This window comes from bacterium (assembly GCA_035505375.1).
In the GTDB taxonomy this organism is placed as follows: Bacteria; Hydrothermota; Tepidihabitantia; order Tepidihabitantales; family Tepidihabitantaceae; genus UBA2258.
The window spans coordinates 58,164-80,081 of sequence record DATJQV010000016.1 but is presented as its reverse complement, the minus strand read 5'-3'; the positions used below and the strand labels follow the sequence as shown (position 1 = coordinate 80,081).

Annotated in this window: 18 protein-coding genes; all 18 read left to right on the top strand. The window is 62.9% G+C overall.

Annotated features, from left to right (window positions below):
• Positions 1-2: 2 nt before the first annotated feature.
• Positions 3-302, top strand: coding sequence for a hypothetical protein (locus tag VMH22_02880; GenBank protein ID HTW90631.1), 300 nt, complete (start codon positions 3-5; stop codon positions 300-302).
• Positions 286-2,112 (top strand): penicillin-binding protein 2, encoded by a 1,827-nt coding sequence (locus tag VMH22_02875; GenBank protein HTW90630.1) that lies wholly within the window; start codon positions 286-288, stop codon positions 2,110-2,112. Before VMH22_02880 ends, VMH22_02875 begins: the two co-directional genes overlap by 17 nt.
• Positions 2,109-3,575, top strand: a complete 1,467-nt coding sequence (locus tag VMH22_02870; GenBank protein HTW90629.1) for a UDP-N-acetylmuramoyl-L-alanyl-D-glutamate--2,6-diaminopimelate ligase — start codon at positions 2,109-2,111, stop codon at positions 3,573-3,575. Before VMH22_02875 ends, VMH22_02870 begins: the two co-directional genes overlap by 4 nt.
• Complete coding sequence (gene mraY, locus VMH22_02865) at positions 3,576-4,664, top strand: phospho-N-acetylmuramoyl-pentapeptide-transferase (GenBank protein HTW90628.1); 1,089 nt, start codon at positions 3,576-3,578, stop codon at positions 4,662-4,664.
• A gap of 113 nt (positions 4,665-4,777) precedes the next feature.
• Complete coding sequence (murD, locus tag VMH22_02860; GenBank protein ID HTW90627.1) at positions 4,778-6,166, top strand: UDP-N-acetylmuramoyl-L-alanine--D-glutamate ligase; 1,389 nt, start codon at positions 4,778-4,780, stop codon at positions 6,164-6,166.
• Positions 6,159-7,454, top strand: a complete 1,296-nt coding sequence (locus VMH22_02855) for an FtsW/RodA/SpoVE family cell cycle protein (GenBank protein HTW90626.1) — start codon at positions 6,159-6,161, stop codon at positions 7,452-7,454. Before murD ends, VMH22_02855 begins: the two co-directional genes overlap by 8 nt.
• Entirely contained in the window at positions 7,451-8,572 is a 1,122-nt protein-coding gene (locus tag VMH22_02850; GenBank protein HTW90625.1) for a glycosyltransferase, read from the top strand. Before VMH22_02855 ends, VMH22_02850 begins: the two co-directional genes overlap by 4 nt.
• Before the next feature lie 34 nt (positions 8,573-8,606).
• Positions 8,607-10,043 carry a UDP-N-acetylmuramate--L-alanine ligase gene (gene murC / locus VMH22_02845; GenBank protein ID HTW90624.1) on the top strand — a complete coding sequence of 479 codons (1,437 nt, stop codon included), beginning with the start codon at positions 8,607-8,609 and terminating at the stop codon, positions 10,041-10,043.
• On the top strand, positions 10,007-11,065 hold the full coding sequence (gene murB / locus VMH22_02840; GenBank protein HTW90623.1) for a UDP-N-acetylmuramate dehydrogenase: 1,059 nt from the start codon (positions 10,007-10,009) through the stop codon (positions 11,063-11,065). The genes murC and murB overlap by 37 nt, the downstream gene beginning before the upstream one ends.
• A gap of 108 nt (positions 11,066-11,173) precedes the next feature.
• A complete protein-coding gene (gene ftsA, locus VMH22_02835) occupies positions 11,174-12,394 on the top strand; it encodes a cell division protein FtsA (GenBank protein HTW90622.1) in 1,221 nt (406 codons plus the stop codon).
• A 121-nt stretch (positions 12,395-12,515) separates the two neighbouring features.
• Positions 12,516-13,616 carry a cell division protein FtsZ gene (ftsZ, locus tag VMH22_02830; protein ID HTW90621.1) on the top strand — a complete coding sequence of 367 codons (1,101 nt, stop codon included), beginning with the start codon at positions 12,516-12,518 and terminating at the stop codon, positions 13,614-13,616.
• Positions 13,617-14,052: 436 nt separating this feature from the next.
• Positions 14,053-16,773, top strand: coding sequence for a sigma 54-interacting transcriptional regulator (locus VMH22_02825; protein ID HTW90620.1), 2,721 nt, complete (start codon positions 14,053-14,055; stop codon positions 16,771-16,773).
• 300 nt (positions 16,774-17,073) lie between these two features.
• Positions 17,074-17,301, top strand: coding sequence for a hypothetical protein (locus VMH22_02820; protein HTW90619.1), 228 nt, complete (start codon positions 17,074-17,076; stop codon positions 17,299-17,301).
• Positions 17,291-17,626 carry a hypothetical protein gene (locus tag VMH22_02815; GenBank protein HTW90618.1) on the top strand — a complete coding sequence of 112 codons (336 nt, stop codon included), beginning with the start codon at positions 17,291-17,293 and terminating at the stop codon, positions 17,624-17,626. The genes VMH22_02820 and VMH22_02815 overlap by 11 nt, the downstream gene beginning before the upstream one ends.
• A gap of 39 nt (positions 17,627-17,665) precedes the next feature.
• Positions 17,666-19,246, top strand: a complete 1,581-nt coding sequence (locus VMH22_02810) for a FlgD immunoglobulin-like domain containing protein (protein HTW90617.1) — start codon at positions 17,666-17,668, stop codon at positions 19,244-19,246.
• The gene (locus tag VMH22_02805; protein ID HTW90616.1) at positions 19,243-19,371 is read left to right on the top strand and encodes a hypothetical protein; all 129 of its coding nucleotides are present in this window, start codon (positions 19,243-19,245) and stop codon (positions 19,369-19,371) included. Before VMH22_02810 ends, VMH22_02805 begins: the two co-directional genes overlap by 4 nt.
• Before the next feature lie 201 nt (positions 19,372-19,572).
• On the top strand, positions 19,573-20,280 hold the full coding sequence (locus VMH22_02800; protein ID HTW90615.1) for a hypothetical protein: 708 nt from the start codon (positions 19,573-19,575) through the stop codon (positions 20,278-20,280).
• A 173-nt stretch (positions 20,281-20,453) separates the two neighbouring features.
• Positions 20,454-21,653 (top strand): hypothetical protein, encoded by a 1,200-nt coding sequence (locus VMH22_02795; GenBank protein ID HTW90614.1) that lies wholly within the window; start codon positions 20,454-20,456, stop codon positions 21,651-21,653.
• Positions 21,654-21,918 lie beyond the last annotated feature (265 nt).

The window sequence follows — 21,918 nt, the reverse complement described above, 5'->3', positions numbered from 1 at the left end:
GCATGGCCAGGCGTATGTTGCTGGTGTTTGTGCTGTGCGCGCTGGCGGTAGCGTACCTTTACCAGCATAGCTACAGCATGAGGTTGACGCGCAACCTGTCTCGACTTGAAACACGGCGACAACTCCTATCGGAGAGACTCGACGAGGTCAATGCCGACATCGTTCGGCTGTCCGGGTTCGTGAGAATGGAGTCGCTCTGGGTTGCACAGGGGCGCCCGCCGGCACCGGCAGGTTGGCCGAATCCTGCGGCGGGGCAAGCCGTCGCGCTGGCAAAGCAAGGGATTGATGCACCAACCCATTAGTCGGACGAAGGTGCTGGTTGCCGCGGCGATAGCGGTCTGGATCGGCCTGCTTGTCCTGTTGGGTTACGTTCAACTTGGGCGCTGGAAGTCTTACGAGCGAGAGGCCGCCGGGCAGCAGAGCGAGACTCTCGCCGTGCATGCTGCGCGGGGCCGGGTCTTCGATGCGGCAGGCAGGCCGTTGACGTACAACCGTTCCAGTTGCTCCATTCGAATTCTGCCGCAGTGGGCGCGTGACAAGGACACCCTGGCCGGGATCCTGGCCGGATTCGGTCTGGCCGAGCGCGGCGCCATAGCTAGGGACCTTTACGGAAGCAGGTGCCTGTTCTCGTTCATGCGTCACGTCGACTACGCCATCGGAGATTCGTTGCGGCGGGTGCTGATCCAGCGGCAATTCGGGAATTGTACGTATGTTGACGACGAGCATGTCCGGGCATACCCGCATGGCGAGCTGTGCGCGAACGTCGTCGGCTTCACCGGCGATACCTGCGGGCTTGCCGGTCTGGAGTTCGAGTACGACTCGGTGCTGCGCGGCAGCGACGGCTGGGTCCTGCTTCAGAAGGACGCGATCGGCCGGGCGTTTCCGTATCCCAGCTTCCCGGCGAAGTTGCCGACCGCCGGTCTGGACATCAATCTGACACTGGACCTCGACGTGCAGCACATCTGCTACGACGCCCTGGAACGACGCGTGCAGGAGTGCGGGGCGCTGCGCGGCTCGGCGATAGTGCTGGATGCAACCAAGGGGTCGATTCTGGCTCTGGCCGACTACCCCGGTTATGACCCGAATCGCTTCGAGGCTTTCCCCAGGGAATCGTACAAGTCCGCGGCCATTTCAGACCAGTTCGAACCGGGGTCTTCTTTCAAAATTGTCGTCTGCGCTACGGCGCTCGAGAGTCCGGATGCGGACCGGTTGACGCGCGAGACGTTTGACGTGTCCTCCGGGTTCATCCAGATCGGCAAGTACAAGATCCATGACGCCCACAGGCACGGTATTCTCGACTTCTCCGGTCTGTTCATAGAGTCATCGAACCCGGGCTGCGCACTCTTGTCGATGCAGCTCAACCCGGGTAAGTACTACGAACTGGCGCGGGCGTTCGGGTTCGGCAACTCGGTGGGCATCGGTCTACCCAACGAGGGAAGCGGCTGGATCGACCCGCCGCAGCGACTTAGTACGCTCCGTTTCGCGAATGTGGTCTTCGGTCAAGGCGTGACCGTCACCTTGCTGCAACTGGCAGCGGCATACCTGTGTGTGGCGAATGATGGCACCTACCTTCGCCCTTATCTTATCGAGTCGGTTCGGCAGCCCGGAACTTCCAGCGCCGCATTTCAGATCCCGTTCCTCGGACCTCGGGCTTCATCGGGACGGATCGTGCAGCAGTTCGGCCCGGCCCGGCTGCGACAAGCGCTCCGGCCGGAGACGGCTCGCCGGATGAAGGATATTCTCGAACGCGTAGTCACCGAGGGGACCGGGGTGCTGGCACAGATCGACGGCGTGTCGGTTTGCGGCAAGACCGGTACCGCTCAGAAGGTGGAGCCGGGTGGCGGCTACTCCAAGACCAAGTCCCGAATGACATTCATCGGTTTCTTTCCCAAGGAACGGCCCCGGTACGTGATTGCGGTGCTGATTGACGAACCGAAGACCGAGCGATTTGCCGGAACCGCGGCGTGCCCGGTCTTCAAGCAGATTGGGGAGAGCCTGATTCTACTCGAGCGGATGAGGAGCAGGGCTTCGGGCCTCGATCTTCAAGCTTCAAGCCGGACTCCGGGGCATGGGGTTTGCGGCTTCCAGCTTGCCGCGGGGAGCAACCGATGAAACGCATCATCGACCTGACCAAGGGCGTTCCGTGCACGGTGCAGGGCAACTCGGCAATGGAGATCAAGGGACTTGCCTACCACTCGGCCGCGGTGAAGCCGGGCTACCTGTTTGTTGCGATTGAAGGGTTCAAGGTCTCGGGGCAGGAATACATCGACGAGGCGGTTAACCGCGGTGCGGTCGCTGTTGCCACAGCCGACGTCAACAGCGTGCGCAGGAACTGGGTCGCGGTAATCCAGACCAAGAGCCCACGACGTTTCCTCGCCCAGGTGGCGAACCGGTTCTACGACTTCCCGGCCCGGAAGCTGAACCTGGTCGGCATCACCGGGACCAACGGTAAGACGACGACCGCTTTCATGCTGCGGGCGATGGCGAGGCAGGCGGGCATCGAACCGGGATTCGTCGGGACAATCGAGTATTGGGACGGCAGCGACACGCTGAAGGCCGGACAGACGACACCGGAGAGCCTCGATTTCGTGCGACTGCTCGCCCGGCTGGCTGAGCGGCAGATTCCGCTCTGCATCGCCGAGGTGTCATCACATTCGCTGGCGCTCGACCGTGTGTTTGACCTGGACTTCAAGGTCGGCGCGTTCACGAACCTGACTCAGGACCACCTCGACTTCCATCGCACTCTGGACGCATACCGTGAAGCAAAGATGAGGCTCTTCACCGGGTTGATGCCGAACGCGGCCGCGGTCACCAACCTCGATGACGCGCTGGGACGAGACATCCCGCACCAGACCCGAGCCCGCGTTATTACCTACGGGACGAGACCGGACCTAGAGCCGGTACCGGACGTATGGGGCAGGGTCAGTGGCGTGCGACCGGACGGACTCGATTGCGAGGTGAGTATCGACGGCCATGTCTGGCCGGTGCGACTCAAGCTCCTCGGCCGGCACAACCTGTCCAACCTGCTGGCTGCCGTCGCCACCGGCAAGGCCCTCGGCTGGACCCCGGAGACAATGTCGGCGGGGGCAGAGTCACTTGCGGCCGTTCCGGGCCGTCTCGAACCGGTGGATGCGGGGCAGCCATTCCGGGTTTACGTGGACTTCGCTCATACGCCCGACGCCCTGCGCCGCGTACTCTCGACGGTCAGGGAATTCACCACCGGCCGGGTTATCGTGGTGTTCGGGTGCGGCGGCGACCGCGACCGGGGCAAGCGGCCGCTGATGGGCGAGGCGGCAGTCCAACTCGCCGACGTGCCGGTCGTCACGTCCGACAACCCCCGCGGCGAGTCACCACAGGCAATCATCGACGAGATTCTGCGGGGGATGGGTACGGCGCCCAGAGTCGTGGAACCGGACCGGCGAGAGGCGATCCGTCGCGCTCTGGTCGAAGCGAAGCCGCACGACGCGGTCGTCGTGGCCGGCAAGGGACACGAGGACTATCAGATTGTCGGCACCGAGCGCAGGCATTTCGACGACCGCGAGACGATCCTCGATCTATTGCGAGGTACAGCCTAGGTGCTCTACTCTCTGCTGATGTCGTTGCGCGGGTCATTCGGTCCGCTCCACATCGTAAGGTACATAACGTTCCGGGCGGCTGCTGCCGGCGGGCTGGCCATCATGCTCGTCCTCCTGCTCGGGCAGCCGCTCATCCGGATGGTGCGGCGGCTCAACATCGGCCAGAACATCCGCGACGAAGTGCCGGAGCGACACAAGGGCAAGGCCGGTACACCGACGATGGGCGGCCTTCTCATACTGGCGGCGGGGATTGTCTCGGTGCTCCTGCTGGCCGACCTCAGGAACCGGCAGATACAACTGGGTCTGCTGGTCGTGACCTGGCTTGGTCTGCTTGGATTCGTCGACGACTACGTCAAGGTCAAGCTGCGGAAGCCGCGCGGCTTGAGCAAGACGGTGAAGCTGGTGGGTCAGTTTTCGCTCGCGTTCTTCGTCGGAGCCGTGCTCTACTTCATCCCTGTAGACCCGGCCAACCGCTCGACGACGAACGTGCTGCTCTTCAAGAACATCGTCGTGCAGTATGGGTGGTTCTACATCCCGTTTGTGATGCTGGTCATCGTATCGGCGTCAAATGCCGTGAATCTGGCGGACGGCCTGGATGGCCTGGCGGCCGGGCTTGTGACCGTAGCTCTTGGCAGCTACGCCGTGCTCAGCTACGTCGCCGGGAACTTCAAGACCGCTCAGTACCTTAATATCATGTTCGTGCCGACCGGCGGCGAGATGACCGTCTTCTGCCTGGCCATGGTCGGGGCTTGTCTCGGGTTCCTCTGGTTCAACGCCTGGCCGGCGCAGGTGTTCATGGGCGACACCGGGTCGTTGCCGCTGGGCGGCATTCTCGGACTCGCCGCAATACTCTGCAAGCACGAAATGCTGCTGCCGATAGTCGGCGGCGTACTGGTCATGGAGACCGGCTCCACACTCCTGCAGATCGGCTATTTCCATGCCACCGGGGGCAAGCGGCTGTTCCGAATGGCCCCACTTCATCACCACTTTGAGCTCGCGGGCTGGTCGGAACCGCAGGTTGTCACTCGATTCATGATTCTTGCTGTCCTCTTCGGGTTGGCGGCGCTGGGGACGCTGAAGATAAGATGAGGCAGAGGTCGAGGTCGAGGTTCAGAGCAGGGATGAAGGGACAAAGTGATAGAGGGACAAAGTGCCCGGCACTCGATCCCTTGATCCCTCGATCCCTTGATCCCTCGATCCCTTTGAGTGGTACTAAGGTTCTGGTCGTCGGCTTGGGTCGCTCCGGTACGTCGGTTGCCCGATTCCTGCTCAAGGTCGGGGCGAAGGTCATCGGGAGCGACGAGAACCCGGCCGCACTGGATTCAGAACCGGTGTCGCGTCTTCGTAAGGCGGGCATGACGACGACCCGGCGGCCGGAAGCGGCGCGCGTCGACTGGGCGGTGGTGAGTCCCGGCATCAGCGACGCGAATGACCTGGTTCGCGTTCTGCGCGAGCGGGCGATTCCGATTGTCGACGAACTCGACCTCGCGAGCAGATTTGTCGGTGGGCCGATTGTCGCCATCACCGGGACGAACGGCAAGTCGACCACGACTGCCCTGATCGCACTGATGCTTGAGAATGCAGGCAAGCGCGTGTTCTGCGGTGGCAATCTGGCTCCGGGGCAGCCGCTGTCTGCGGCGCTGCTGGCCGGCTCCAAAGACTACTACGTGGTCGAAGCATCCAGTTTCCAGCTCGAAAGAGCGCGCTGGCTGGAGCCGAAGGTCGCGGTGGTCCTGAACATAAGCGCCGACCACCTCAATCGTCACGGGACAATCCGTCGCTACGCCGACTGCAAGTTCAGAATCCTCGACCGGCAAACCCGGTGTGACTACGCCGTCCTCAACCACGATGACCCGCTGGTCTACGCGGCGCGGAACCGCGGGGAGGGGCAGAAGCGTTTCTTCTCCCTGCGGCGGCGCAGCGCCGACGCCTACGTGGCGGACGGGTGCCTCTGGACCGGGGGCCGGGATGTGCTGCCGATTCAGCAGGTCAGGCTTCCGGGGCTGCACAACATCCAGAATTGCCTTGCCGCCATCGCCGCGGTACGGCTGCTCGGAGTGCGCCTGCCTCCGATCCGGCGCGCGCTCAGGACATTTGCCGGTCTGCCGCACCGGCTGGAGCATGTCCGCCGACTCAAGGGCGTTGACTATATCAACAGCTCGATGACGACCAACCCCGCCGCGGGCGTCCGCTCGCTGGAGGCGGTGGCCCTCGGCGGAGGACGGCGGACGGAGGACGGACGACGGAGAGCCGGTCCCCTGTCCCCGGTCCCCCGTCGAGTCATTCTCATTGCCGGCGGCAGAGAGAAAGCGCTGCCGACGGACGACTACGTCAAGGCCATGAGGAAGTACGCGAGCTGGGTCCTGCTGGTCGGCGAGAGCAGCGCGCGTCTCGCGCGCGAGCTGGAGGCCATCGGGTTTCGGCGTTACGACGTGCTTCCTGATCTCGGGTCAGCCGTGGTCGCCGCCCGGGCCAAGGCGCGGGCCGGTGACAAGGTGCTGTTCGCACCGGGTTTCGCCAGCTTCGACCTGTTCCAGGACTTCGCGGCAAGGGGTGAGGCGTTCCGGAGGGAGGTGAGCAAACTTGACTAACTTCAGGTTGGAATCGGGGAGCCCGGAACGGCCGTCCGGGCCGATCAACTCGACGCTGCTCTTCGTGGTCGTCACGCTGGTCCTGATCGGCGTGACGCTCGTCTACGCGACGACCTGCCACAAGGGAGTTGCTTTTCTCAGTTCTCAAGTGCTGAGGGCAGCGGCGGGGTTGCTGGTCCTGTTCCTTGGTGCAAAGCTGCGTTATACGACCTGGAACCGGAGAGTCAAGTGGTGGCTGCTCTTCGGGTCGGTGGCGATGTTGATGCTCACGCTCGTGGCCGGTCTCATGTTCAAGGACGTCAAGCGCGCACTCGGCGGCGACAAGTTCTCGTTCCAGCCGGCCGAGTTCGCCAAGTACGGACTGCTGGTGTGGCTGGCCGGATACTTCGACTGGGCCAAGGGAAAGGGACTCGAAAAACGCCTGGTCTGGGGGTTGCTGGTGCCCGGTGCCGCGGTGTTCGGCGTCGTCGGGCTGACTCTGCTCCAGCCGGCAGTGGGAACGAGTTTCATCATCGCCGTGGTCAGCCTCGCGGTCTTCGTGATCGCCGGTGTGAGGTGGTGGCACGTGCTGTTGACCGTCGTGGCCGCGGTAGTGCTCTTTGTCGGTGCGATAAGCTTCATATCCTACGCGCACGATCGCTGGGAACGGTTCACAAGCGGCAAACACCACCAGCAGGAGCAATCGCTGATCGCCATCGGTTCCGGAGGTCCCTTCGGCCGTGGCCTGGGCGAGGGTCGACAGAAGTACCAGTTCCTGCCCAAGATGTACAACGACTTCATCTTTGCCGAAATAGGGGAGGAGTTCGGGTTCATCGGCAGTGCGGCCGTCTGTCTGCTCTATCTGATCCTGTTCCTGTACGGCATGAGGGTCAGCAACGAGAGTTCCGCGCCCTTCGGCCAGTTTCTCGCTTCGGGAATCACTTTCGCAATATTCCTCTACGCCATCGTGCACGTTGCCGTGACCCTGGGAGTTATTCCGACGACCGGCCAACCGTTGCCTTTCATATCGTCCGGCGGTTCGGCCCTGCTGTCGAACCTGTTTGCGGCGGGCGTGCTCCTGAACATATCGCGGTACAAGCGGTCGAGGACAGTCATGAACATGCCTGCGGCGTCGCGCTATCGGGCGGCCGGCTTCGGACGGCAGTCGAGCCCGGCCCGACACAAGGTCCTGGTGTTTGGCGGATTCGGCGCGAAGCTCCCCGGAGCGACGTCCCACGCGCATTACAGTGTGCGCCACGCTCCATCGCGGCGTGCTGCGTCCAGCCTGTTGCGTAGAGCATCTCCTTGAAGGTCATACTTGGCGCGGGCGGCACAGGCGGCCACGTGTTTCCGGCGCTTGCCCTTGCCATCGAGATGAGGGACCTGGGAATCGAAGTTCTGTGGGCCGGGCGAGAATTAGAGCTTGAGAACCGGGTCGCGGATGAGCACGGCTTCGCTTTCGAGCCACTGGCCGCGGGCGGGTTCTACGGCAAGGGCGTCGGCCGGAAGGCCCAGGCCGTCTGGCGGCTCGGTCAGGGACTGATGCAGGCCATCCGTCTGCTGCGCCGGGTCGGGCCGTCCGGAGTCGTGGCCACGGGTGGATTCGCGACCGCCGCCCTGCTCGCGGCGACCGAGTTCGCCGGCACGCCCTACTTCCTCCTCGAACAGAACTGCATCCCCGGCCGGGTGACGAGCTTCTTCGCGTCGAAGGCGCGCGAGTCTTTCCTCGCCTTTCCCAGCGCGAAGTCGTTTCCGGGAGCCAGCAGCGTGACCGGGAATCCGTTGCGGAGGGATTTCCACCAGGGGATCCGGAGCGATGATGGCCGGACCGTGCTTTTCATCGGCGGTAGCCTCGGGGCTCAGGCGCTCAATGCCGCCGCCATTGATGCGGCAGCGGCGTTGACCAACCTGAATTTCATGATCCTTGCGGGCCGGCGCGACTACGACTTCGTCCGGTCCCGCGTCCATTCGAAGAACTGCGAGATAGTGGAGTTCACCAACCATCCGGAGGAACTCTACCGGAGGGCGACCATTGCGGTTTCCCGGGCAGGCGGCGTGGTCCTTTCCGAGCTGGTTGCCTTCGGCATACCCGCCATACTCATTCCATTCCCCCATGCCACCGACCGTCACCAGGACGCGAACGCTGAGTACCTGGCGTCGGTCGGGGCGGCCTCAGTGCTGGACCAGAGCCGCCTGTCCGGGCTTACCGGCTTGGTCCTTGCCCTGATGGAAGACGAGCCCCGTCGCCGCCGGATGGAGGCGGCAGCGCGTTCCGTCGCCAGGCCCGACGCGGCATCGGCGATAGCCCGCAAAGTAGCAGAGGAGCTGGGACTAGGGACTGGGGACGAGGGACTGGGGACTAGGGCCCCCGATCCCCGGCCCCAGGAAAGAGAAGCGCCGAGACCCGGGGACGCACAGACGCGGTGAACGATGAACGAACAACGATGAACGAGGAACGGTGATGTTCGGCCGCCTGAAGCGAGTCCACTTCGTTGGCATCGGCGGTATCGGGATGTCCGGCATCGCGCTCGTTCTCCGGAACATGGGCTTCGAGGTGACGGGCTCCGATGTGAAAGAGAGTGACACGACGCACCGGCTCGCCGAAGCCGGGATCCGGGTTGCAACAGGTCACGACGCCGCGAACTGCGCCGACGCCCAGGTCGTGGTCTACTCTTCGGCCGTCCGGTCCGACAATCCGGAGCTGGAGGCCGCGCGCGCCAGGGAGATCCCGGTCATCCGCCGGGCGGAGATGCTGGCCGAGCTGATGCGCATGAAGTTCTCGGTGGCCGTATCCGGCAGTCACGGTAAGACGACTGTCACTTCGATGGTCGCGCACCTGATGGAGCGTGGCGGGCTCGACCCGACGAGCGTCATCGGCGGCCGCGTCATGGGGGCCGATGCCGGGGCAAGGCTCGGGCAGTCCGAGTACCTCGTCGCCGAGGCGGACGAGAGCGACCGTTCGTTCCTTGCCCTCTACCCGACCATCGCAGTCGTGACCAACATCGAGCGCGAACATCTGGACGTCTACCATGACCTGGCCGACATGAAGCGGGAGTTCACTAGGTTCGTGAACCGGGTTCCGTTTTACGGCGCGGTCGTGCTCTGCATGGATTCGCCCGCGGTCCGGTCGATAAGGAACCGGGCCAAGCGGAGAGTCGTGACGTACGGAATCGAGGGGCGCGGGCCGGGCGACGGGGGATGGGACTTTCGCGTGAAGGATGTCCAGTTGTACGGATTCTCAAGCGCTTTCACGCTGCTCTATGCTGGCAAAGAGGTTGGCCGATTCAACCTGCCGGTGCCCGGTGCGCACAACGTCGCGAACGCCCTCGCGGCGCTCGCGACCGGCACCGAACTCGGCATTGGTTTTGACGCAATGGCGCAGGCGTTGGCCGTCTTCTCCGGAGTTCATCGCCGCCTTGAGAAGCTTGGGGAGAAGAACGGGATCATGGTGTACGACGACTACGGACACCATCCAACCGAGGTCAGGGTTACCCTCGAAGCACTGCGCCACGCATTTCCCGACCGGCGCATCCTGATTGTGTTCCAGCCCCACCGGTACACGAGGACCAGGGCGCTGGCCGAAGAGTTCGGAACGTGCTTTGCCGCGGCTGACGAACTCATCCTGACGAAGATATACGCGGCGTCCGAGCCCGAGATCCCGGGAGTGGACGCGACCCTGATTCTTAGGGCAGTAGAAGCGGCATCAGACCACAAGCCACAAGCTTCGGAGTCCGGAGTCCCGGCTGGAGGCTGGAGGCTTGCGGGCTGGAGCTATGTCCCCGACATGGCCGACATCCCCGGTGTGCTCACCGACAGGCTGCGCAAAGGCGACGTGGTCCTGATTGCCGGAGCAGGAAACATATGCTCGATTGGCGACGAAATCTTGGCGAAGCTCTAGCCGGCTGCGCGGCGGAGCTCAAGTTCGCTGAGCCGCTGGCTCAGCACACGAGCTTCCGCATCGGCGGCCTGGCCGACGCATGGGTCCGCGTTGACGACCGGCAGGCGCTCGCGCGTGTGGTTCAGGTGTGCCGCGATACCGGAGTCCGGATGTGGCTGCTGGGCCGGGGGTCCAACGTGCTCGTGTCCGATCAGGGCCTGCGCGGGGTTGTGATAACGCTCGGCGGCGAGCTGGCAAAGATGAAGGGGCCAGGGGCTAGGGGCGAGGGGCTAGGGTCCGAACCCCAATCCCCAGACCCTAATCCCCAACCCCTATCCTTGGTCTGCGGCGCTGGTGCTAACCTTGACGAGGTGGCGACCATCGCTGAGCGTGAAGGCCTTGTCGGGGCTGAGTTTCTCGCCGGTATCCCGGGAACGGTCGGGGGCGGACTTCGCACTAATGCCGGCGCGCTCGGACGTTCTCTGGGCGACGTACTCTCCAGCGTCACTGCCATTGACCTAGACGGTAACGAGCAAACGCTGACCGGTGCGCAACTGCGTCGAGAGTATCGGCGGCCGATCATAGACCGCGGCCTGGTCGCGGTAGAAGTGACGATGGCATTGGCGGGGGGCGGGGGGCGGGGGGCGCGGGGCGAGTCCGCACAGGAAATCAGGAAGCAGCGTTGGGAGAAGCACCCGAAGGAGCCATCGGCCGGGTCGTTCTTCAGGAATCCTGAGACCGGAGACGGGGGACGGGTTCCGGCAGGCAAGTTGATTGAGGAGTGTGGGTTGAAAGGCAAGACCGTCGGCGGCGCCAAGGTCTCGGAGAAGCACGCGAACTTCCTGGTGAACACCGGCAAGGCGCGGTTCGCGGATGTCTACGAACTGGCCCAGATTGTGAAGGCGACGGTCGAAGAGCGGACCGGGATTCTGCTCGAAGAGGAAGTGCAGTATCTTCCAGGACCCGGAGAAACCAGAATTCAGAATTCAGAACTCAGAATGCAGAATTCCCAGAACAAGACCGGAGTGGCGAATGGCAGGTAGCGGCAGGGCTGAGGAGAGGATTCCAGGACTCCAGGATTCAAGGGGTCAAGTGAAGAACACTCGAATCCTTGGTTCCTTGACCCCTGGACCCCTTTCTGAGGAGGTAGTATGGCGAAAGTGAGGCGGACCGCGGCGGTGGACATCGGCAGCACCAAGGTTGCCTGTCTTGTGGCCGAGACCGACCATGCCGGAAAGACGAACATCGTTGGCCACGGCACGGCCGCGCCCGACGGGTTCAAACACGGCGTGGTAGTCAATCTCGACAAGGCCGCGCAGTCGGTTGAGACGGCAGCCCGGCAGTGCGAAGCGATGGCAGGCGGGAAATTCAAGTCGTATCCGGTCTTCGTGGGCATCTCGGGCGAGCATATCAAGCACCTGACCGGAACTGCGGCGGTGCCGGTACGCAAGCCGGCGCGCGGCATCGGCCCGCGCGACGTGGAGGACGTCATCAAGCAGGCGCAGACCGTCCGGCTGCCCAACGACGAGCAGATACTGCACGTGGTTCCTACCCAATTCATCGTTGACGGGCAGAAAGGCGTAAGGAACCCGCTCGGGCTGTTCGGGGTCAGGCTTGAGGTCGAGGCCCTGCTCATCATAGGCGCGGTGACCGCGGTCGAGAACATCTACCGCGTCATGGAACGGCTGGAAATGAGAAACCGCGCCTTGGTTCTCCAGTCGATCGCCAGCCTCTACGGGGTCTGCGACGAAGAGGACAAAGACCTCGGGGTGGTGCTGATTGACCTGGGCGGCGTCACTGACGTTTCCATCTACCGGGACGGCGAGATTCGCTTCACCAAGTTGCTGCCGGTGGGAGCGACGAACATCACCAAGGATATCGTCATCGGCCTGCGCACGACGTTCAGCCAGGCCGAGGAGCTTAAGCGGAAATACGGCGCGGCCATGGCGACCCAGATTGAGAAGGACGAGGCGATATCGGTTGAGGACGCGTCGGGCCGCGGGCCCAAACCGGTCTCGCGCCGATTGCTGGCCTCGGTCATCCAGCCGCGCGCCGAGGAGATTATTACGTTGTGTGACGCCGAGGTCAGGAAATCGGGCTTCGGCGAAGGGCTTTCGGCCGGCGCGGTGATTACCGGTGGCGGCGCGAGCCTGAGTGGAATCGACCTGGTTGCCGAGCAGATACTCGGCATGCCGGTGAGATTGGGACGGCCGGACCGCGTGAGCGGGCCGCCCGAGGTGACCAAGGACCCGGCCTTTGCCACGGCCGTCGGACTGATTCGCTGCGGGGTCGAAGGCAAGACGTCCAGTCAGTTTCCGGCACCGGGATTCTGGTCCGGTGTCGGCGAGGAAGTCCGGGGCTGGTTCTCGTGATTGTCGAGTTACGAATGACGAGTGACGATTGTCGTGTTGCCCGGCAGTTGGTACGGAGGTCCATGTCGGGAAATCGCAAATCGCAAATCGGAAATCGCAAATCTGCTAACGGAGGCACTGCATGATCGAACCGGTAAGAGAAGACAGGAGCCTGACCCGGATCGGCGTATTCGGCGTCGGCGGAGCAGGATGCAACGCGATAAACCACATGATCGACGCCCGGCTATCCGGCGTCGAGCTGCACGCAGTCAATACCGACCTGCAGGCGCTGGGGATGTCGCTCTCGCCCAACAAGATACAGCTCGGCGCCCAACTCACCGGCGGCCTGGGCTCGGGCGGTGACCCGAACATCGGCAAACAGGCGGCGGATGAGTCGATTGAACAACTCCGCGAGGCCCTGTCCGGCTTCGACATGGTGTTCCTCGCGGTCGGCGAGGGCGGCGGCACCGGGACCGGCGCGGCGCCGGTCATGGCCGAGGTCGCAAGGCGGAGCGGAGCGCTGGTCGTGGCCGTGGTCACCAAACCGTTCCAGTTCGAAGGCAAACAGCGCGAGCAGCGGGCACTGCGGGGCATCGAGGCGCTCAGGCCGCAGGTCGACACGCTCATCGTGCTGCCGAACCAGCGGGTGCTGGCGGAATACGGCGAGAAGCCGTGCTTCGAGGCATTCCGGCTGGCCGACGACGTACTGCTCAACGCGGTCCGTGGCATCGCCGAGGTCGTCATCACCAAGCAGCTCATCAACATCGACTTCGCGGACGTGCGCGCGGTGATGTCGGAGCACGGCGGCGCCATCATGTCGGTCGGCATCGCGTCCGGCCCGGGCCGGGCCTCGGAAGCCGCCCATCGCGCCCTGCAATCCCCGCTGATCGAAGACGTGATGGTGGAAAGCGCCCGCAAGATACTGCTCAACATCACGGGCGACGACGCGATGACTTTGAAAGAGGTGGACGAGGCTGCGACCACGGTCTACAACGCGACCAATGGCCAGGCCGACGTCCGGATGGGCGCGGCCCGCAGCAAAGACCTGCGCGACAGCATGAGGGTCACCATGATTGCCACGGGCCTGAGCGACCCGCTGCCCAAGGTCGACGAGGTCAGCGACCTGCTTGCCGAAATGGACCTGTTCCCGTCCATCAAGCGGACGATGGGCAAGGAAGTCACGATGGCGGTTGACAAGCACAATCTGGACGTACCGGCCTTCCTCCGCCGGCAACTGGACTGACATGAGCAGACTCGGACGACTCCAGGATTCCGAATGCGTGGTGCAGAATGCAGACGGGCAGACCGGAACTCGCGCATCCGGCCCACGCTTCCGTCAGGTCAGCGGAACGGGCGAAAGTGCAGTCCGGACAAGTGCAGAACTCAGAGCGCAGAATTCGGAACTCAGAAGTCAGGGCCTATCCTACTTCCGGCTTGTGACATCGGACTTCCGAATGCGCTCGACCTAAGGATTTCCGTACCGGGATAACGCCTCCACTCCTGCCAGACACGGGGCGGCCGCAAGGCCGCCCCTGTCGTTTCCGGTCCGGACCGGGGAGCGTGTGGCGCGGAAAGGAGGGATTTCGGAGGCCTGCGCGGCAGACTTGCGGTTCCTCTGTCAGGACCCCGAGCAGGCTTGACTTGGGGGACGTCAGGACTATGCTGACCACTGTTCCATCATGAGTGGCACAACTGACGCACCGGACAAGGTACGGGCGCTGCGCGCACAGTTGGCCGCGGCCACGACGCCGGCAGAACGGGTCGAGGCTGCTCTGCTCCTTGCCGAGGCGCTCTGGCTCAGCGACCCGGTGGAGGCCAGACCCTTGCTGGAACAGGTTCTGGCCGAAGCCGATGCCGCCGCCCGCCTCAAGGAAAAGGGCAGGGCCGCGTACATGCTCGGCGAACTGCTCCGCCGCGCCGGCGACCTCGATGGCGCGGCGCGCTGTGCCGAGACAGTGTTCCAAGTCGCGGATGCAACCGCCGACCGTCGCGTGCGTGCCAGCGGACTCAACCTCCTCGGCATTATCCACCGCGAGCACGGCGAGCTTCAGTCTGCCCTCGATTACTTCAAGCAGCTCCTGGAGGCCTCCCGAGAAATCGAGTCCGAGCAGGGAGAACGGATTGCGCTGAATGAGCTCGGCGGCGTCTTTGGTCTGCAGGGCGAATTTGGAGAGGCGCTCGCTTGCTACCAGCAGTGCCTGACAGCGAACACTAAAGCCGGATACGCGCGTGGCCGGGCCATGAGCTTGTACAACATCGGCTGGACTCTTGCCGCTATGGGCCGCTGGACCGAGGCGACCCAGAGCTTTCACCGGTCAATCGCCCTTTGCGAGGAGCATGAATTCGCTGACCCGCTGGCTTCGGCTCGAATGGCGCTCGGCGAGTTGTCGCTCAAGCGGTCTGACTACGAAACTGCCGTACTCATGTTCCGCGCTGTCATTGAAGGAGAACGCGGCAAGCAGCGTTCCGGTCAAGTGTATCGGGAAGCTTTCTCTGACCTGGGCTGGACCCATTTCCGCAATGGAGACCTGGCTCAGGCAGAGGAAGTTCTAAACGATGCTGCGCGGCTGTGCGAGGCCGCCGGAGATCGCTGCTTGTTGGCTACCGTCTGCTGCCGTCGGGCTGAGCTCGCATTGGCACGGGGCCGGCTCGATGCTGCTGGTGACTTGCTGGATCAGGCTGAGCGTCACGCAGTCGACCTGAGATTGACAAAAGAACAGGGCGACGTGTTGCGCGTTCGCGCCCTCCTGTCCGCTGCCCGCGACGACCCGGACCAGGCTTTGGAGCTGTTCAGTCGCTCCGAGATTACGTTGAAACCGCTCGGTGACACATACGAGCTTGCCCTCACTCGACTTCAGCGCGGCCGACAGTTCTTGGAAGTTCGGCAGTGGGACGAGGCTCTGGCGGTACTGCAGGACGCGGCCCGGACGTTCCGCCGGCTCGGCGTTGTAGCGGAAGGCCAAGAGGCGAGTCGGCTGCTCTACCGCATTGAGATGCGCACCGACCGCGACACCGCTCTGCTCCAGGCGCTGCTGGGTATCACCGCGCTTGGGCTGGCGCCCGAGCAGTTCATCGTGCAGGCTCTGAAGATGCTGTGCGATAGTCTGCGATTCAATCAGGGCGCCGTGCTGGTTGGCAGCAGGCCGGTCGCGACCCTCGGCAATCCGGACCTTACGCGGCTGAACGATGAACTCAGAACGATGAACGATGAACGAGGAACTGCCCCCGGTCTGGATCAGACCGACCTTGAGCTGCTGCTGCCGGTCAGACAAGCCGAAGGTGTGGTCGGTCTCGTCGTGCTCAGGCGGTCCCTGTCTCTGGAGGCGCGCGTCAGTCCCGCAACGCTGGAGCTTCTGGCCGGCACGCTTGCGCCCGCGCTCGCGAAATTGGGGAAGCTCAGGGCCATCGAGTCCGACTCTCAGCAGCGGATTCCGGGGCTGCGTTTCCAAGGCGTTGTTGGTCGAAACCCCAGCGTGCTGAACGTGCTCGGCCTCGTTACGCGAACGGCTGCTCCCCGCGTTCCGGTGCTGATACGCGGCGAAAGCGGCACGGGCAAGGAACTCATCGCCCGCGCCCTGCACGAGTCGGGCCCTCGCGCCGACCTTCCCTTTGTGACGGTCAACTGTGCGGCCGTCCCGGAAAGCCTGCTTGAAGCCGAGTTCTTCGGGATTGAAGCAGGAGCGGCAACCGGCGTCGTGGCGCGCCCGGGCAAGTTCGAGCTGGCCGGCAAAGGGACTATCTTCCTTGACGAAATCGGAGACATGGCTGTGAACTTGCAGGCAAAGCTGCTGCGGGCCATCGACAGCAGGACGGTCGTGCGCGTCGGCGGAACGAAGGATACGCGGATAGAAGCTCGGGTTGTTGCGGCGACGAACATTGACCTGGAACTTCGCGAACGCCAGGGCCTGTTCCGACGTGACCTGCTCTATCGGCTCAACACGGTCCAACTCGTCGTGCCGCCCTTGCGCGAGCGGCCGGAAGACATTCCTGTGCTGACGCTGTTCTTCATCGCCCGCGCGGCTCAGGAATACGACCGGCCGGTCCACGGCGCGAGCGACGAGGTCTTGGCTCTCTTTGCCGCGTTCCCCTGGCCCGGCAACGTCCGTCAACTTCAGCACGTGGTCGAAAGGGCAGTGATTATCTCCGAGGGCGATGAACTTCAGACCACCGACCTTCCGCCTGAGTTCAGGCAGCGCCAAGCCGGATTTACCGAGCACTCGCCGGAGGGTCTGCGTAGCAGAGTTCACGCAAAGACGGATGAGTCTGAAAGAGCCATGCTGATTGAGGCCTTGAGACAGGCAAAGGGGAATACGTCTGAGGCTATCAGGCTAACAGGCTTCAGCGAGAGGCACTTCTATCGTCTGCTCCGCAAACACCACCTCACCAGCCATCCCGACTGACATCCTCGGGGAATAGTCCCCGGCTTACCCCCTCCTTTCTATTCCTCTCCCTTGAGGGAGAGGGAGGGGTGATGGTGGCCCGAATTACTGCCACAAATGGCAGTTCACTGACATTCATGGCAGTCATGCCCTAACTTCTTGCATAAGCTCGGCTTACCTGCAAATCTGCCCTGCCAGTCACTGCCATGAGTGGCAGCAGTTCTCATCCATTCCACAAGCCCGAAATAGCGCATCTACCTGATTGGAGCTAGCTTACGCCACTTGCCGGTTGCTAGCACACTTCATGCTTCCTGAGACAGCATGTCGATTCAGACTAAGGACTTCATTGATGTAGCCACGAGGGCCCGGGAACTCGGTTGTCGGGTCCCGGTCGCAATCGCTCTTCTTCCCGGCAACTTCTCCACGGCAGCCAATCCCAGCGAGTTCCGCTATCATCCGGCCACCCCGTACATACGCGAAGCCTGGCAAAGGGTCAATCTCCACGACGAAGGGCCCGCCATCAGGGGACTGGGTACCAATGATCAATGACCAACTGGAAACTGGAAACTGGAAACTGGAAACTCACCCAGGACGCCCCCAGCCCCTGGCCCCTTCTCCCAAAGTCCCGCTGGTTGCTTTCCTTGGGGCCGACTTGCTGGGCAGTCCGGCAGAACGTCTGCTAGTCGCTCTAGGCACGATCTTCAGGGAGCTGGCGCTTGAACCTCGCTGCGGAAGCCCCAGAGACGTCCTGTTCGACGTCGTCGTCGAACGGCCGGGCGGTAATGGCTACGCCTGTGTTGAATACCGCGGCGATGCCTATGAGCTTGGCCCGCTGGCCAGAGCCGTGCGGGAAGTCTGGGCCGGCAAGATATGAACCGAGAAGGCACTGAGGTTTGAACAAAGGAGGCGCGCAATGGCAAGGAAGGTAGTAATCAGCGTAATGCTCGCAGCGGTCGCCGCGCTGGCCTGGCAGGGACTGACTTCCGTCCCGGCCGGTGCCGACGAGGAAGCCGGCTCGCTCATTACGTGGGGCAAAGACAGCGTCTGGGGACTGTTCCCCGATGCAGTCAACGGCCAGACTCACGCCGGGTACTACAAACCCGGCGACGGGTCATGGCACATGGTCGGCGACGCGCCCGATTATGCCTTGCAGCACACTGGCCTTACGTTCCAATGGCAAGAGGACGGCGTTCTGTTCGCCATCGGGAATGAGGACGGAGACCCGTATCTATACTGGTACTCTCTCTACGACAATTCCTGGCACAGCGAAGGTCTCCCGTTCAGCCTTGGTTCCGGCGCGTGCGTAACGTATCAGCCGAATGTCAGCTACGACGGACAGACATGTCCGGTACCCGGGTGGCTCTATTGCGTGTCGGGTGGCGGCACCGATTTCTGGCGCTATTCGATTCCGACCTCGCTGCCCGAGACGCCCTCAGGCGGCATCTACCCGCCGGACGGCGCTCAGATTGCGGATCGCACGCCGTTGTTCCAGTGGGGCAGCGCCATTACGACTCGGTATCGGCTGCAGGTCGCGAGAGACCCCAGCTTCGACACCACCGTGATAGATACACTCAAGAGCCTTCCAGAGCATGAAGAATTCGTGGAGAACGGTCTCAGCCTCAGCAACGGGTCTTACTATTGGCGTTCAGCCGCGCTCATGGGCGGCCTTTGGTCGTGGAGCAGCGTACATAGCTTCGAGGTAAACAGCGGCTGGCAACAACTTGCCGGCGTGCCTCAGAGTGTCGGCACAGGTGCGGCTACCGCTTACGATGCGGACATACTCGGACATGCGGCAATACTCGCGCTCGTCGGCGGTAATGCGACGGGCTTCTACGGGTACGACATATCCTGCAACAAGTGGGACACGCTCGAATCCGCGCCGTTGCCCGAGAATCCCGGCACGTCTCTGACCACTCACGACGCGACCGAAGCGAGCGGGTTCTATCCGTGGGCCGCATTCGGAGGGTCGGACACTTCCGATGACCCATACTACTTCGACCCAGCGCACTCGCCCCATTGGGTGGACTTCTCTCAGGTGAGCCGGGATTCATGCTACAGATCCCGGTTTCCATCAAGACTCGGACCAGGCGCTTCCCTTGTGTACGGTACCAACAGGAACATCTACCTGATCGCTGGTTCGGACTACAGTGGGAACCCAAGGAGCAGTTTCTACCGGCTTCAACCACCGGGGTCTGTGATGGACGGCAGTCAGACCAGCACGACGTGTCGAGCAGTTGGCCTAGCACACATCATAAGCCGCTATGACGACGTCCAGGTGGAGTACCAACTCCCGGCATCAGCTCACGTTCGTGCGACTTTGCACGACGCGGTCGGCAGGTTGATCGGCGTACTCGACGCCGGCCGGCAGCAGGCAGGAGTCCACAGACTGAGCTGGAACTCTGACGGCAAAGGTCCGCAGCTTAGCCCGGGGGCCTACTTCCTGCTGCTCGATATGGGCAAGGAGCAAGCCAGGCTCAAGGTGGTACTGCGATGAAACGTGCGATTGGGCAGGGTGCGATTGTCCCCAAGACTTGCCCAGCGTTTCGCGTGAACAGCTTCAGTCGCGGGTCTGAGTTGTTCGCCCGCGGCACGGTGATGGCGATTGGGAGCGGCGAGTGAAGGGTGATGTCGGGGACGGGCTTATCGTCCTGACCGAAGGCATATGAACGTCGTTCGTTTCGTACCCTGCCTCCTCGAACCGACCGAGCCGGATACGACGGGTGCGGGCCGCGACATGATGAGCGATTCGTCAGCGCGTAAAGGGTTGCGGCCCGCACCCGTGAAGCACAGGTCTCGGTCGGCAGCAGCATGAGTTAGCCAATGAGCCACGTCTCTCGTATCGAGGTCCCGGGGATATTCCATCTTGTGGAGCGGCGGGTGCGGCACGACCTGCGATTCCCGTTCGAGTTCCATGACCGTTACTTGGCTCTTGCTACACTCCATGCCAGCCTGTACAAGCACGGCATACAACTCTGCGGATACAACATCATGTCGGACCGGGTGTTGCTCGTCGTGATCCCGAGGCACCCGCATGATATCAGTCTGGCACTGATGAATGCCGACCATAACTTGGTCCGCAGGTTCAATGAGATTCATCACCGGGTGGCTCCCTTCTGGGAGGGCCCGTACAACGCCTGTCCATTTGCCGATGAGGTCGCAGGGCAGGTCCTACGCTATGTAGACCTGGCTACGGCACGGACTGATTCAATTGGGCCCTTCGATCCGTGCGCTTTGAACAGCGCAGCCGAGCATGCGGGAGTTCTGTCGCGTGGACTGCTGTCGGCGCACGTCGAGCGGATTCCGAGTCCTCCCGGCTGGCGCGCCTTTCTCACGTCACCCGAGGATGAAAGATTCGTGGCAGCTTTGGAGTTGTGCCTCAGGACCGGCAAACCGTTCGGTCCATTTGTCTTCGTCCGCAGGGTCGAGGAAGCGTGCGGCCGGCGAGTTCGGTCCGTCTGCCTCAGGTGGGCGGGCCTGTTTGACGGCCGGCACGAAGTGCCCGGCGACGGACTTCAGCCCGTAGGCTGAGTGGGTTCATTGCATGTACGGCGACCTATCCCTGTTGACTTTAGGACAGACAGACTATACTAATGGCAACGACCATGCTACGTTTGCGACCGTTCCGCAATAGACCTTCACCAGGAATGGCACGGGAAGTTATCCTAATGGTTTCAAGATGGTAACGCAAAGAGGAGGCTGACATGATCGAAGTAAGTCGTCATTCTCGGAATCTACTGATGTTCGCGCTCAGCTTGCTGCTAGTAGGCATGGCGCGGGCGGACTCGCTTGGCGTCCGTCTGGTCGGTCACTGCGATACGCCGGGGTCTGCCTCCGATGTCGCCGTGGCCGGCAGCTACGCCTACGTTGCCGACTGGAACTCCGGGCTACGAGTCATCACCGTGGCCGACCCTGCTCATCCCGCAGAGGTTGGGTCTGTTGATACGCCCAGTCAGGCCGGTTGGGTCGCGGCGAGCGGCAGCTACGCCTACGTGGCCGCCCTCTCATCAGGACTGCATGTCATCTCTGTCTCTAACCCGGCCAGCCCGACCGAGGTCGGCCACTGCCAGACTCATGGGGCTTTTGGCGTAGCCGTCAGCGGTAGCTACGCTTACGTCGGGGACAGTTCCGGTCTGCGCGTTATATCAATCTCAGACCCGGCGCACCCGGCCGAGGCAGGATACTGCGCGACGACGGGCAGCGCCGAGGACGTGGCAGTGCAGGGGAATTACGCCTATGTGGTTGATACTTTCGGTCTGCGCGTCATGTCGATCTCGGACCCGGCGCACCCGGTCGAGGTCGGACAGTTATTCATGCCGGACTACCCCTACGGAGTGGCCGTGAGCGGCGACTACGCGTACGTTGCAGACAATGGGGCCGGCCTGCGGGTCGTCTCGGTCGTAGACCCGGCGCATCCGACCGAAGTCGGGCACCTGAACACACCAGGTGTCATAAAGATCGTTCTGGACGGTGGCAACGCGTACTGCACAGGCGGTCCGACTTTGGGTGTTGTCTCGGTCGCTGACCCGGCACACCCAAGTCAGGTGGGATACTATAACACTCAAGGCCAGGCCTTTGGAGCAGCGGCTAGCGGAGGCTATATCTACGTAGCGGACGATACGCGCGGTCTTCAGATATGCCAGTACTACGGTGGAGGCGTGGAAGAAACGCCGAACGCCGAAGTGCGAGCGGTGCTGAGCGAGCCGACAGTCGTGCGCGGAGTGCTGATGATGGGCCAACAGCTTACAGCCAACGTCTTGCGGCCCGAACTCCTGGACGCATCGGGGCGGAATGTCGCGGTGCTGCACGCCGGCGCGAATGACGTGAGCCGTCTGGCACCCGGTGTGTACTTTGTGAGAGAAGCCCAAGCACAAGCGGTCCGGAAGGTCGTGGTGACGAGATAGTCGAGGGGAATCGAGAGAGGAGAGTCGGGAGTATTTAGAGAATCGTCAGAGGTCGAACAACGGCGGCCTACAGGCCGCCGTTCATGTTCTAGTGCGCGACAGCGTCAGTGCTGGGGCCCTTGCGGCCCGTAAGCTCCAAAGACGGGTGAGCCTGCCTGACGTCGGTGGCTAAGTGCTGATTCTACGATAGGTTCAACCCCTCCCCGCGAGTTTACAGGGCACGTTGACGCGAGGCGGGTCCGTCGGCTAAACTCCCGCGTGGTTT

What these genes read in the sequence shown, in the direction of transcription:
- VMH22_02825 (HTW90620.1), top strand. Translation starts at nt 14,053, where the DNA reads ATGAGTGGCACAACTGACGCACCGGACAAGGTACGGGCGCTGCGCGCA.
- VMH22_02820 (HTW90619.1), top strand. Translation starts at nt 17,074, where the DNA reads ATGTCGATTCAGACTAAGGACTTCATTGATGTAGCCACGAGGGCCCGG.
- murC (HTW90624.1), top strand. Translation starts at nt 8,607, where the DNA reads ATGTTCGGCCGCCTGAAGCGAGTCCACTTCGTTGGCATCGGCGGTATC.
- murB (HTW90623.1), top strand. Translation starts at nt 10,007, where the DNA reads ATGCTCGATTGGCGACGAAATCTTGGCGAAGCTCTAGCCGGCTGCGCG.
- VMH22_02800 (HTW90615.1), top strand. Translation starts at nt 19,573, where the DNA reads ATGAGCCACGTCTCTCGTATCGAGGTCCCGGGGATATTCCATCTTGTG.
- VMH22_02815 (HTW90618.1), top strand. Translation starts at nt 17,291, where the DNA reads ATGATCAATGACCAACTGGAAACTGGAAACTGGAAACTGGAAACTCAC.
- VMH22_02810 (HTW90617.1), top strand. Translation starts at nt 17,666, where the DNA reads ATGGCAAGGAAGGTAGTAATCAGCGTAATGCTCGCAGCGGTCGCCGCG.
- VMH22_02880 (HTW90631.1), top strand. Translation starts at nt 3, where the DNA reads ATGGCCAGGCGTATGTTGCTGGTGTTTGTGCTGTGCGCGCTGGCGGTA.
- ftsA (HTW90622.1), top strand. Translation starts at nt 11,174, where the DNA reads ATGGCGAAAGTGAGGCGGACCGCGGCGGTGGACATCGGCAGCACCAAG.
- VMH22_02870 (HTW90629.1), top strand. Translation starts at nt 2,109, where the DNA reads ATGAAACGCATCATCGACCTGACCAAGGGCGTTCCGTGCACGGTGCAG.
- ftsZ (HTW90621.1), top strand. Translation starts at nt 12,516, where the DNA reads ATGATCGAACCGGTAAGAGAAGACAGGAGCCTGACCCGGATCGGCGTA.
- VMH22_02875 (HTW90630.1), top strand. Translation starts at nt 286, where the DNA reads ATGCACCAACCCATTAGTCGGACGAAGGTGCTGGTTGCCGCGGCGATA.
- VMH22_02795 (HTW90614.1), top strand. Translation starts at nt 20,454, where the DNA reads ATGATCGAAGTAAGTCGTCATTCTCGGAATCTACTGATGTTCGCGCTC.
- VMH22_02805 (HTW90616.1), top strand. Translation starts at nt 19,243, where the DNA reads ATGAAACGTGCGATTGGGCAGGGTGCGATTGTCCCCAAGACTTGCCCA.